This is a genomic window from Parapedobacter koreensis (assembly GCF_900109365.1).
Lineage (GTDB): Bacteria > Bacteroidota > Bacteroidia > Sphingobacteriales > Sphingobacteriaceae > Parapedobacter > Parapedobacter koreensis.
Window position 1 is genome coordinate 286,146 of the sequence record NZ_FNZR01000006.1, and the last position, 11,817, is coordinate 297,962.

Annotated in this window: 10 protein-coding genes; 3 read left to right on the forward strand and 7 right to left on the reverse strand. The window is 48.4% G+C overall.

Annotation, left to right across the window (positions count from 1 at the left end; translation table 11 throughout):
- Positions 1 to 110 precede the first annotated feature (110 nt).
- Positions 111 to 608, forward strand: a complete 498-nt coding sequence (locus tag BMW65_RS24905) for a hypothetical protein (protein ID WP_245747663.1) — start codon at positions 111 to 113, stop codon at positions 606 to 608.
- 358 nt (positions 609 to 966) lie between these two features.
- Here the strand turns inward: BMW65_RS24905 and BMW65_RS15850 are convergent, their stop codons facing one another.
- The 3 genes from BMW65_RS15850 to BMW65_RS15860 form a co-directional block, all read right to left on the reverse strand.
- Positions 967 to 3,366 (reverse strand): ABC transporter permease, encoded by a 2,400-nt coding sequence (locus BMW65_RS15850; protein WP_090606819.1) that lies wholly within the window; start codon positions 3,364 to 3,366, stop codon positions 967 to 969.
- A 241-nt stretch (positions 3,367 to 3,607) separates the two neighbouring features.
- Entirely contained in the window at positions 3,608 to 5,974 is a 2,367-nt protein-coding gene (locus BMW65_RS15855) for an ABC transporter permease (RefSeq protein WP_090606820.1), read from the reverse strand.
- Positions 5,975 to 6,111: 137 nt separating this feature from the next.
- Complete coding sequence (locus tag BMW65_RS15860; RefSeq protein ID WP_090606822.1) at positions 6,112 to 6,786, reverse strand: ABC transporter ATP-binding protein; 675 nt, start codon at positions 6,784 to 6,786, stop codon at positions 6,112 to 6,114.
- 143 nt (positions 6,787 to 6,929) lie between these two features.
- Here BMW65_RS15860 and BMW65_RS24685 point away from each other — a divergent pair, with 143 nt between their 5' ends.
- On the forward strand, positions 6,930 to 7,064 hold the full coding sequence (locus BMW65_RS24685; protein ID WP_262497334.1) for a hypothetical protein: 135 nt from the start codon (positions 6,930 to 6,932) through the stop codon (positions 7,062 to 7,064).
- 13 nt (positions 7,065 to 7,077) lie between these two features.
- Here the strand turns inward: BMW65_RS24685 and BMW65_RS15870 are convergent, their stop codons facing one another.
- Positions 7,078 to 7,719 carry a DUF6266 family protein gene (locus tag BMW65_RS15870; protein WP_090606825.1) on the reverse strand — a complete coding sequence of 214 codons (642 nt, stop codon included), beginning with the start codon at positions 7,717 to 7,719 and terminating at the stop codon, positions 7,078 to 7,080.
- Positions 7,720 to 8,048: 329 nt separating this feature from the next.
- Between BMW65_RS15870 and glgP the strand changes: the two genes are divergently transcribed.
- A complete protein-coding gene (gene glgP, locus BMW65_RS15875; RefSeq protein WP_218145430.1) occupies positions 8,049 to 9,704 on the forward strand; it encodes an alpha-glucan family phosphorylase in 1,656 nt (551 codons plus the stop codon).
- A gap of 24 nt (positions 9,705 to 9,728) precedes the next feature.
- Here the strand turns inward: glgP and BMW65_RS15880 are convergent, their stop codons facing one another.
- From BMW65_RS15880 to BMW65_RS15890, 3 genes are read right to left on the reverse strand one after another with little or no spacing between them, the layout of a single operon-like run.
- On the reverse strand, positions 9,729 to 10,559 hold the full coding sequence (locus BMW65_RS15880) for a tetratricopeptide repeat protein (protein WP_090606828.1): 831 nt from the start codon (positions 10,557 to 10,559) through the stop codon (positions 9,729 to 9,731).
- Positions 10,531 to 11,046 (reverse strand): hypothetical protein, encoded by a 516-nt coding sequence (locus BMW65_RS15885; RefSeq protein WP_090606830.1) that lies wholly within the window; start codon positions 11,044 to 11,046, stop codon positions 10,531 to 10,533. Before BMW65_RS15885 ends, BMW65_RS15880 begins: the two co-directional genes overlap by 29 nt.
- Positions 11,043 to 11,528, reverse strand: a complete 486-nt coding sequence (locus tag BMW65_RS15890) for a glutathione peroxidase (RefSeq protein ID WP_090606832.1) — start codon at positions 11,526 to 11,528, stop codon at positions 11,043 to 11,045. Before BMW65_RS15890 ends, BMW65_RS15885 begins: the two co-directional genes overlap by 4 nt.
- Between the last annotated feature and the right edge of the window lie 289 nt (positions 11,529 to 11,817).

Consider the following 11,817-nt stretch of genomic DNA (forward strand, 5'->3'; position numbering starts at 1 on the left):
TCTACTCGATAATCACCGGGATGGTTTCAGCATCTCGTCTATTTTCAAAAGCGACATTTTCTAAGCCAGAAATGTAGTCAATTGATTTGTAGTTATTTGTGTGGGTGTTGATGGAAAAAGTGTTCGTTTCCGAACACCTTTCTGTACGGATGCGGACATGGGCGTCACTTGATAGACCCGGCCGTATTTTTCAATTACTCATGGGGGTTTATCAGGCGCAATCCTTTTATGTTGGAAAAGTCCTGAATGTTTCTTGTAATCAAAGTACACTTCTGTACGATTGCGGTGGCAGCAATGATGGCATCGGGGAGTTTGATCTTGCGCTTTTTTCGCAATGCAATGGTCTGTATGACCACATCGTCATCCATATGGGGACAACTTTTGCAGCGACTAAAAACGCATCAATAGCGGGAGGGATGTCGGTACGCGATAATAACTCTATTTTATTGACAACCGATATTGTCGGTTCGGCATCGATGATCGTTGCAATCAAACGAACACCGTTTTCGGGCAATAAATTGGCACAGAAATCAATGACGACGTTGGTGTCTAATAGGTATTTCTTTCCCATTCGTCTTTTAGGTCCTCTATTTGCTTGTGATACGTAGCAGCTTGTTCTTTGCTGATGCTTCCCTGCATCATATCAGACAGTTTCGTAGCTGTTTTCGTGGGAGGAGTAACGATTTGAATCAGATTAAGGAGCTCTAAATCTTGAATAAGTTTTATCGCCTTTTGATCGCGTATTTTAATCGTTAGCGTATCCATGACAAAATAGTTTATCACAAATTTAGATAAAATTGCTCTTTTTCACAAGTGTTAATTTTCGTCTGCCGGGCTCCATCACTCAATCCACGCCCTTCTTCCCACCTCCACTGTTTTATGCCCGTTGCAGCCAAGACCTAGGAGACGTTAGCGAAGCGCCACGGATCCAGTCTTGGCTGCAATGGGCTAAAACACCACCCACCATCATTCATCCCTCAATGACTCGACCGGGTTCGCCGTGGCTGCGCGGATAGCGTGGAAACTTACCGTAGCCAGTGCAATCAAGGCGGCCATGATTCCGGCAAACGCAAAGATCCACCATGTGATATCGACGCGGTATGCGAAATCTGCCAACCAATTGCTTCCTGCCCACCAGGCCAGTGGCGTGGCAATCAAGACCGCGATACCCACCAGCAGCAGAAACTGTTTTGAAACCAGTGCAACGATATTGCTTAAGGTAGCGCCCAACACTTTCCGGATGCCGATTTCCTTAGTACGTTGGGCAGTCGTGAATGCCGCTAAGGCAAATAATCCGAGGCAAGCCAGTACTATCGCGATGGTGGCAAACGCGGAAAATAACCCCGCGATCCGTTCCTCCGTTTTGTAGAGCGCATTGAAGTCGTCGTCCATGAAATGGTAGTCAAAAGGGCGGTGCACGACACGCGCTTTCCATGCGTTTTCCAACGTGGTGAGTGTGGTGGCAAGGTGCTCTCCTTTTACCTTTACAAACAGCTGATACGTCATGGTCGTATCCAGGAAAATCAATAACGGGCCTATTGGCTCATGCAGCGATTCAAAATGGAAATCCTTGATCACACCCACTACCGTACCGGGGGATCCCCTTGAAACGGTTTTTCCAATAGCTTCTTCTGGTGTCCACCCAAGGTCCATGACCGCTTTTTCGTTCAGTATATAAGACTCCCTGTAATTTGCATAGTTAGCGGTGGTATCCTGCACCGCAAAATCGGCAGCGGTAAAATCCCTCCCCGCTGCCAGCTCCATTCCCATCGTTTTCAGGTAATCCAAGTCCACTGGTGTAGCATTCAGCATAAGTTCTTTTGGGCCGGTGCCGTCATCGGCTTCGATGCCGTCTCCCCAGCCGATGGACGTAGGGTCTTCATAAGCCCCGGTCACGCTCAGCACATTGGGATTGGCCCTGAACGCATCTTTTAATTGATTGTATACCGGCCGCGTCTTGCCATCGATAGGCAATACCAATACATGCGAACGGTCATAACCTAAGTTTTTGCGTTGGATGAAAGACACCTGGTTCAGCACGATAACCGTTGCCGCCATCAGGAATATGGCAATGACAAACTGGAATACGATTAACCCTTGGCGCAGCTTACCACCGGAATGGGATACCTGCAGGCCGGACTTCAGGATGTTTACCAATTTTTTGCTGCTCAGCACCACCGCTGGATATGCGCCCGCAAGCAAGCTGATGAGCACACTCAATGCCGCGGCCGACAATAAAAACCCCTGTTTGAAAAACAAGGCAGCCGTGAAGAGTTTGCCGGTAAGGGCATTGAACAACGGGAGCAACATGACGCTGATCAATACGGCCAATACCAACGCCAACGAAGTGATTAGTATGGATTCGCCCAAAAACTGTTTCAAGAGCTGTGGTCGCCCGGCTCCCATCACTTTGCGGATGCCGATTTCCATGCCGCGATTTACGGACTGCGCAATGGCTAAGTTGGTGTAGTTTACACAGGCAATCAGCAAAATGAGCACGGCTACTACGCTCAATACATAGATATACGTGATGTTGCCGTTGGATTCCAGCCCAGCCAATGGCGAATGCAGGTGCACAGCTTGTAGCGGCTCCAGGTGAAAGGTCCAGTAATCATTTTCTGGAAGGCTCATTTCCTCCTGATTGACTTGCCGCATATGACTGGCAACAGCAGTTGCCAACGGATCGATTTGGCTCGCATCTTGGAGTAGCAGGTAGGTAATGTAATTGGCAGTACCCCATATTTCCGTTTTGGATGCATTGAGCGTATTGAAGGAAATGATCAGGTCGTATTGAATTTGCGAATTGAGTGGAGCATCGCCCGCGATCCCGGTTATTTCATATTCACGATCCCCGCCATCGAGCCGGAATGTTTTGCCAATGGGATCGGCATTTCCAAAGTATTTTTTTGCGGCAGAAGTAGACAGCACGGCTTTTTGAGGAGCATCCAACACATTGTTGGCATTGCCCTGCAACAACGGGAAGGAAAAGATGTGAAAGAAATCCGCATCAGCATATAAAACGTTGTGTTCTTCAAACGACTGCTGGCCGATGGCTACCGAATGCGCATATTTACTCGTGCGGACGTACCGTTCTACCTGAGGAAACGTCCGTTTGAACTCAGGTCCTACCTTAGTGCCGGTCTGGGCAAACTGACGTTCGGATCCGGACCTGCTCATATCCGATGTTACCCGCACAATCCGGTCGGCTTTTTCATGGAACCGATCGTAGGTTACCTCATTCCAGATATATATCCCAATCAACATACAGGCCGCGAGGCCGGTTGTCAGCCCAACGATGTTGACAAAGCTATACAGTTTGTTTTTGCGGAAGCTCCGCCAGGCAGTTTTGAAATAGTTTTTTAGCATTTTTTAGACGTTAGACAATAGGCTTGCCCATTTTTAGTTTTTATTCCTTTATCTTCCTCATCACCCACCACTCATTACCACCGATTCAAGCCGTTGCGGATGAAACCTAGGAGACGGCAGCAAAGCGAATCTACACCCTTCTTCCCGCCTCCACTGTTTTATGCCCGTTGCAGCCAAGGCCTAGGAGACGTTAGCGAAGCGCCACGGATCCAGTCTTAGCTGCAATGGGCTAAAACACCAATCACTCATCCCGCAGCGAATCCACCGGATTGGCTAAAGCTGCTTTGATGGCCTGCGAACTAACCGTCGCTAACGCAAGCACAAGTGCTCCGGTACCTGTCAATACAAAAATCCCCCAACTGATTGGCGCACGGTACGTATACATATGGAGAAAGTAACGATCCATAAACCAATAAGAAAAAGGGAAAGCCACTAAACAGGCTATTAACACCAGTATCACAAATTCTTTTGACAGCAGTTTGGCAATGGAGAATACCGAAGCCCCCAACACTTTTCGGACGCCGATTTCCTTGGTGCGATTTTCGGCCATATACGCCGCCAACGCAAATAAGCCAAGGCAGGAAATGGCGATGGTGATGAAGGTAAATAACGCTGCCAGTGTGCCGTACGTCTGGGTTTCCTCGAATTTTTGCCGATAGGCTTCATCCACAAAACTATATTCAAAAGGGAATTCGGGATTATAGCGTTTGAAGATGGCTTCCGTTCTGCTCAAGGCTTCCGATGTCGTTAAAGCGGGGTTAAACTTGATGTGCATCGCATTGAACCATCCCGCAGCCCCTTCGATGACCATTGGTGGGATGGGTTCAAAAGGTGAACGTAGGATAAAATCTTTAATGACGCCGATGACATGCCAGTCCTTGCCATTGTCTTGAATGGGTTGTCCAATAGGATCTTCAAAACCCATGGCCTTTGCCGCAGATTCGCTGAGGATAATCCCCAAGGAATCGGTCGGATACGTTGAGAGATCGAAATCTCGCCCTGCAACGAGGGTGAGGCCGGCAGTTTTTACAATGTGGTCGTCCGCACAAAACCTATCGAAGACGGTTTTGTCATCCGGCCGTTTGCCTTGCCAACTGAACGCCCAGCTGTTGCTCCATCCTTCGGTAAGGGGTGCACTCGTCCGGGTTACGGACTCCGCGACCCCACTATTGAGTAATTCGTTTTTGATGAGGGTACTATTTTTAGCCACTAATCCTTCCTCAAAGATGTAGACAAGGTTGTTTTGGCTGTAGCCGTTTTCGCGGTCTTTGCCATGCTGTACCTGCCGCTGTATGACAATGGTGCTCACGACGAGCGCAATGGCTACTGTAAATTGGGTGACGACCAGTACCTTCCGTGGATTAAACGCGGCATTGACACGTTTAAACGTGCCCTTCAGCACTTTCACAGGCTGGAACGACGAAAGGAAAAAGGCTGGATAACTGCCCGCCAGCGTGCCGGTAAGTAGGATAAAGCTGAGAAAGGATACCCAAAAAATAGGTGATGCAAAATCGATGAACAACCGACGATCCACCAGCTCTCCGAATGCCGGCAAACTCAACCATACGATGCCCAGTGCCAGTACCCCGCCGATGAAGGCGATAAGGACGGATTCACAGAGGAATTGTCCAATAAGAGAATGCCGATATGCACCCGCCACTTTGCGGACGCCTACCTCCTTGGCCCGCTTTTCACTCCGGGCAGTGCTGAGGTTCATGAAATTGATGCAGGCGATGAGCAAGACGAAGGCTGCGACAAAGAGAAATGCTTGCACCATATCGATGCGTCCGCCTGCCATTTTACCATTCACGAATTTGGTATACAACCACCAATTGGGCAGCGCATAGAGGAACACTTCATTGTCTTCCCGTCCATCTGAGTGTCTGATGGTGATATCACGGATTTTTTTGTTCACGTCGTCAATGGAGGCCCCGGGAGTGAGCTCAATATAGGTCGAGACGGAGTTGTTGCCCCAAAAATTGTCAGACATTCCCAACTTTTCCATGTAGGCCCAGGGCATGAAGAATTCCGCCTGTCGAAACCGTGTATTGCCGGGCATATCGGCCATGACGCCCGATACGGTGGCTAAGTCTATCGTATCCAGCCGGATGGTCTTTCCTATGGCATCTTCATTGCCAAACAGTCGTTTGGCAAGCGACTGGGTGATCACTACGTTTGTGGTGTTGGTAAGCACGTTGTTCGCGTTGCCCTGAATAAGCGGGAAGTCAAACATTTGCAGAAATGCCGAATCCACAAAAATGCCGTTCCCTTTTAGCTTCTTATCGCCCACGGTCATTAAGACAGGGCCCATGCTTGAATAACGGCTTATGCGGACGATCTCTGGAAATTCTGCTTGCAACGCGGGACCGAGGGGCTTGGGGGTGCTAAACCAGGTGTTCAATTCGCCATTGAAGACAGCTTGGTTGGCCGCTATGTATAATCGGTCCTTTTTGCTGTGGAACATATCAAAACTTACTTCGTTTTGTATCCACAGCAGGATAAGTATAGCGGCCGCCATTCCAAGGGCAAGCCCCCCGATGTTGAGCGCCGAATAACCCTTGTTATTCCAAAGGTTGCGCCATGCGATTTTGAAGTAGTTTTTGATCATTTCTTAAATGTCAGATATAGGACACTAGATTTGAGACACCAGATAGGCTGCTCCTTGCTCTTTTTATCCTTCATCTTTTTTTACACACCCCCGGCCACTATTCCCTCCACCAGGAGACGGCTGCAAAGCCAGTACCGTTACCCTACGGTCTCCATCAGCACCTGCCCATCCAGCATGCGGATGATGCGATCGGCATAGCGAGCGTCGTGCTCGCTGTGTGTCACCATCACAATGGTCGTGCCCTGCTCATTAAGCTCGGTAAGCAACTGCATTACTTCATTACCGTTGTTGGAATCGAGGTTACCAGTAGGTTCGTCAGCGAGGATAAGTTTGGGTTTATTCACCACAGCACGGGCTACAGCCACACGTTGCTGCTGACCGCCAGAAAGCTGTTGCGGGAAGTGGTTGCGACGATGCATGATTTGCACCTTTTCCAAGACTTCTTCTACCCGTTGCTTACGCTCGGCAGCGGGCACCTTGGTATAAATAAGAGGTAATTCCACGTTTTCAAATACCGTCAGTTCATCAATTAAGTTGAAACTTTGGAATACGAAACCAATATTGTGCTTACGCAGGTCAGAACGTTTGCGTTCGTTGAACTTGGCCACTTCAATGCCGTTGAATAGGTAGCTGCCTTCGTCTAAATCGTCCAGCAAGCCGACGATGTTGAGCAGTGTGGACTTTCCACAGCCTGACGGTCCCATCACGGCTACAAACTCGCCTTCTTTCACATGGATGCTCAGGTTATTGAGCGCTACCGTCTCCACCTCCTCGGTGCGGTAAAATTTTTGTAGTTCGGTAATTTTTATCATGTTATTTTGCTTTCAGCAGTCGGCTATTGGCTATCAGCGGCTGGCCTTGTGCGTGGTTCGTTACTTGTTGTTCTTCTTTATTCCAGAACTATTCATTATCGTTCCAATTTTTTAATGAATTGGAAATCAATGATGTGTTGCTTATGTTGATTTTGAAACTGTTCGATATCGAACACTTGTTGTCCGCAAGCGGACAATCGGCAAACTTGGATGATAGCCGGCATTTGGTAAGGGTTCTGCTTGGTGGCAAAGGCAACCTATGGGATAAGCGTATGTAAGATGTTTGCTGGGCTAAGGGAGGCGTACGTGGATGTGGACGCTATCAGAGACCAATTCGCTCCCGAACGACATAAAGGTGAGGAAGACCTCTATATCAGTACCTATCCAATTTTCCTTTGCCGGAAGGATGCACTCCTGTGCATCGCGGGTTGTCTCGTTAAGGAAATTTTGCCAGATTCCCAACGCATGCGAATAGACGAGAATGGACAGCCTGTCAGTGCCATATGCTTTTTCCGCACCGGTATTATCGCACCAAGAGACGTGAAGCCCGGAGTCGGTCCACCTGGCATTTACTGCCTCTGCACCTGGAAGGTCACCTTGACTGGTACGGAATTTACTCCAGTCGATTTCAAGGTTCGGGTATTCTCCTTTAAGCGCTTGCTTTTTGTTTAGCGAAAGTGCCAGGTTGAACGCGCTCATATTCAACGGATCCGCTACATTACGGAAGCTCGTGCGGATGAATACGGTTAATGGTTTGAGTGCTTCCATGATGACCTTCATGGCCTGCTCATTGGCCAATCGGGCCTCGCTTCTCGGCTTGCTGCTCTTGCGGGGCAACCCACGGATGACATCAAGTCCCTTCCATTTATAGCCGACTACACTGCCTACTTTTCCGCTGAAGCTCCCATTCGGTCCATTTTTGAATACTGCCATTGCCCAATCTCCTATTTTTTGATCCCCAAATATAAAATGTTGGTTTAAATAATCAAAAGAATAATAATATATTAATCATATATAATACATATATTATTCATATTTTCCCCTATAAATACCCTATTAAAACCCTATAATATATGAATAATATTTTATTAAACTGGAGATTTTTCGTTGTATTAATAAAGAAAGAATGGGTGTGGTCAACGTGATCCATAGCACCCTGCGTCAAGTTAAATGCGTATTATTTTTTTGATTATCTTGTCTTTTTAAGCGGCATATATCAATTTGCTTTGTTTTCTTTGTATATAGAACATCAAATGATCGATATGGCGGCTTCACGTTATTCCTTCCCTTACCCAGTACAGGAGCTATTTGCTAAACGGGTGGCGTATTTTTCTATGGAATTTGCGATTGACCAAGCGTTGAAAATTTACAGCGGTGGCCTGGGCTTCCTGGCCGGTTCGCACCTGCGCAGTGCTTATGCATTGGGGCAGCACCTCGTAGGAGTTGGTATGCTGTGGAAGCTGGGCTATTATGATCAGGGCCGCAACGAGGATCAAACGTTGCGCGTAGATTGGCAGCAGAAACTGTACGCTTACCTCGAAGATACGGGTATTACGTTTACCGTTCGCATCCATGATGCCGACGTATGGGTGAAGGCCTATTACCTGCCGCCCCATGTTTTCCAGAGTGCACCATTATACTTGCTGACAACGGATGTGGCCGAAAACGACTATGTTTCCCGAACCATTTCCCACCGCTTGTATGACGGCAATGCGGCTACCAAACTGGCGCAATACATGGTATTGGGCATTGGGGGTGGAAAACTGCTTGATTTGTTGGGCTATGATGCCGAGATTTACCACCTGAATGAAGCCCATGCACTGCCTGTAGCGTTTCACTTGCTGCAAAAGTTCAATAAAGACCGGGAGGCACTACGGCAACATTTAGTGTTTACGACCCATACTCCGGAAGAGGCGGGCAACGAGAAACATCCCATAGACCTATGTCTCGAAATGGGCTACTTCAGTGGGCTAGCTAAGCCGGAGGTCCAAGAGGCCACAGGGATTGACGATGGACTATTCAACCTCTCATTAGCGGCACTACGGCTGGCCAAAAGGGCCAATGGGGTATCTGAACTGCACGGCCACGTGGCCAGCGAGATGTGGGGAAAGTACGACGGTATCTGCGACATTGATCACATCACCAATGCACAGAATTATAGCTATTGGGCGGATACTGAGCTTTACGAAGCTGCTGATCGAGCGGATGATGCCCGCTTGGCCGAGCGTAAGGCGACATTGAAGCGCCAGACATTTCTCGATGTGGCCGATCAGACGGGCCGCTTGTTCCGACCCGATGTGCTTACCATCGTCTGGGCAAGGCGATTTGCGGGCTACAAACGTGCCGATCTGCTGCTCCGCGATCGGGAACGATTTGAGCGGCTGGTGACGAATACGGAGTATCCCGTGCAGATCATCTGGGCGGGCAAGCCATACCCTGCCGACCAGGGAGCCGTCGACCTGTTCAACTCGCTTGTGCATTTGAGTCATCAATATCCGAATGTGGCCGTGCTCACCGGCTATGAGCTGGCCTTGAGCAAACTGTTAAAGCAGGGTGCCGATATTTGGCTCAATAATCCGCGGATACCGCGTGAGGCATCGGGAACCAGCGGTATGACTGCTGCCATGAATGGTGCACTCAACCTTTCAACCAACGACGGTTGGATACCGGAGTTTATTAAGCCGGGAGTCAACGGATTTCTGGTGCCAGAGGCCGATTATCAACATATCGGCATCAATGAACAGGACAACCACGATGCGTATTACCTGTATGAATTGCTGGAGGAACATGTACTACCGATGTATTATGAGCGGCAGCACGAATGGCTTGCCCTGGTGAAGCAAAGCATGGCCGATGTCCGCACGGCCTTTGGCAGTGACCGTATGGCTCGGGAGTATTATGAGAAGTTGTATGTTTAGCTGTGGCTGAGCGGATACCTGCGATTAGCGATATTGCAGCAATGCCCGCTCAATATCTTCCAGGTAAATCTGCCATGGCATCTCGACATAAGGGTCTTGGGCATGATAGCCATCGCCTGTGAAGAGCGCTTTGGCTTTTTCGAGGCTTGCGAGTGCTTGGGCTTTTTTCCCAATCTTTGCTAGCAGCAATCCCCGGTAATAGTGCCCATCAGCCAGTTTATCATAGTGGGCGATTTGCCGGTCCAAGTCCGCTAACGCGCCATCGTAGTCTTTCAATTCCATCTTAAGAATGCCGCGATAGAGATAATCGTGATAGCCTACCCATTCTGGGCCGAGATGTCGAATAGCTTCATCAATGGTTTGATCAAAATACTTCAGCGCCGCCGATGAATCCTGTAAGCCGAGTTTGGCGAACGCCATCCATGAATGGATATTAAAATCGCCGACCATCTTGGGCGAGCCGGCTACGAGCGTATCATACCGTTGGAGGTCGGCCAATCCGCCCGCATAGTCGTGCAAGAACTTGACTTTGCACCAACCCCGGGTGTCCAGGTAATTTGAGGGCTCCAGTTCCACTACTTTGTTGATGAGTTGCATCCACGTGGCGTAGTCTCCGCGCTTGAGGTAGGGCACGCTTTTCTCATGCCAAGCTTTGGCGAAGGCGGGGCATAGGGCGATGGCACTGTCTAAGTATTGTTGGGATCGCGCGCTGCCTTGGTTGCCTTTTTGATTGTACAGCCTTTCGGCCAGTTCACAGTCCGAAAGCCCAGCGTTCGGGTCGTACCTATTCGTATTCCGCTGTCCGCAGGCCGTTACCACAAATAGGCTAAGGCAATATATCCACCACTTGACCATCGTTTATTTTGAATGTTAACTGTTGGAAATAATCATAGGACGATCCCTGGTATTGCCCGGGGATCCAATCATCCAAGGCCTTGGTGAAGGTGAGGATTGCCGCTACAAAGGCGGGATCAAATATGGTAGGCTTGTAGATTCGGTCGATTTGCAGTACGCGGAAACGGTCGACCTCACCACGGCAGTTGACCACAAAACGGACGGTAATATATCCGGTCTTTATCGGTATAGCCCGCTGTTTAGCCAGCGGCTTTATTTCCAGCAGTTGCAGTAAGCGTTTGCGTCCGCCCTGGTATCCGCCGGATACGGCATAATTTTCTTGGATGGTACCACCGCAAAGCGTGAAATCTGGATTGTCCAAAGCGGGATCGAATGTGATGTGACCTACAGGCATCCCATCCTTGTGTTTAAGGTCTGTCAACTGCTGGGCTGTACTAGACAGTGGCGCTGTCCATAGGACGAAGGCTGACCAAAATAATACCTTCATGCATCCAGCCATTTCAAAATATCGGGCTCAATGGCTTCCGGCTTGGTGGTGGGCGCATAGCGCTTACGGGGCCTGCCATCTTTGTCTATTAGAAACTTCGTGAAATTCCACTTGATGCGGCTACCGAACAGGCCTCCCAACTGGCTTTTCAGGTACCTAAACACGGGATGGGTGTTTTTGCCATTGACATCGCATTTCTCGAACAGTTGGAACGTCACCCCATGGTTGACCTTGCAGCTTTCCTCCACGGTGTCGTTGGTTTCGGGCTCCTGCCCCATGAATTGATTGCAGGGGAATCCCAGCACGACCAAGCCCTTGTCTTTATAGCGTTGATGCAACGTTTCCAGGCCTTCGAATTGTGGCGCAAGACCGCATTTAGTCGCGGTATTGACTACCAAGACCATATTACCTTTGAACGCTGACATCGGAATAGCTTTCCCTTGTGGGGTATTAGCCGATAATTCATAAAACGTCATTGCCATAAAGCGAAGGTACGGAAAATGAGTTTATACAAAAAAATCCACCCAATGGCCAATATTTGTATGGCCAAATTTTTTATGGTTGTTAATGGCTTTGCAAATTCATGTGGGATTTTGGGGAGTAAGAAATAGGATTATTTCATTTTTTATTATAAAAATATACGAAATAGGTAATTGTAACTCAAATTATATATAAATATTTTGATACATAGCTGATATTGCAATATTTTTATTCACATTTGTAATCTAATCGCGATTTAATAAAAATATTTACTTCCCATTAATCAAATTG

Bases quoted from the DNA above. Each gene is read 5' to 3' on its own strand.
- BMW65_RS24905 (WP_245747663.1), top strand. From the start codon at position 111: ATGGAAAAAGTGTTCGTTTCCGAACACCTTTCTGTACGGATGCGGACA.
- BMW65_RS15855 (WP_090606820.1), bottom strand. From the start codon at position 5,974: ATGATCAAAAACTACTTCAAAATCGCATGGCGCAACCTTTGGAATAAC.
- glgP (WP_218145430.1), top strand. From the start codon at position 8,049: ATGGCGGCTTCACGTTATTCCTTCCCTTACCCAGTACAGGAGCTATTT.
- BMW65_RS15850 (WP_090606819.1), bottom strand. From the start codon at position 3,366: ATGCTAAAAAACTATTTCAAAACTGCCTGGCGGAGCTTCCGCAAAAAC.
- BMW65_RS24685 (WP_262497334.1), top strand. From the start codon at position 6,930: ATGTTGATTTTGAAACTGTTCGATATCGAACACTTGTTGTCCGCAAGC.
- BMW65_RS15880 (WP_090606828.1), bottom strand. From the start codon at position 10,559: ATGGTCAAGTGGTGGATATATTGCCTTAGCCTATTTGTGGTAACGGCC.
- BMW65_RS15890 (WP_090606832.1), bottom strand. From the start codon at position 11,528: ATGGCAATGACGTTTTATGAATTATCGGCTAATACCCCACAAGGGAAA.
- BMW65_RS15885 (WP_090606830.1), bottom strand. From the start codon at position 11,046: ATGAAGGTATTATTTTGGTCAGCCTTCGTCCTATGGACAGCGCCACTG.
- BMW65_RS15870 (WP_090606825.1), bottom strand. From the start codon at position 7,719: ATGGCAGTATTCAAAAATGGACCGAATGGGAGCTTCAGCGGAAAAGTA.
- BMW65_RS15860 (WP_090606822.1), bottom strand. From the start codon at position 6,786: ATGATAAAAATTACCGAACTACAAAAATTTTACCGCACCGAGGAGGTG.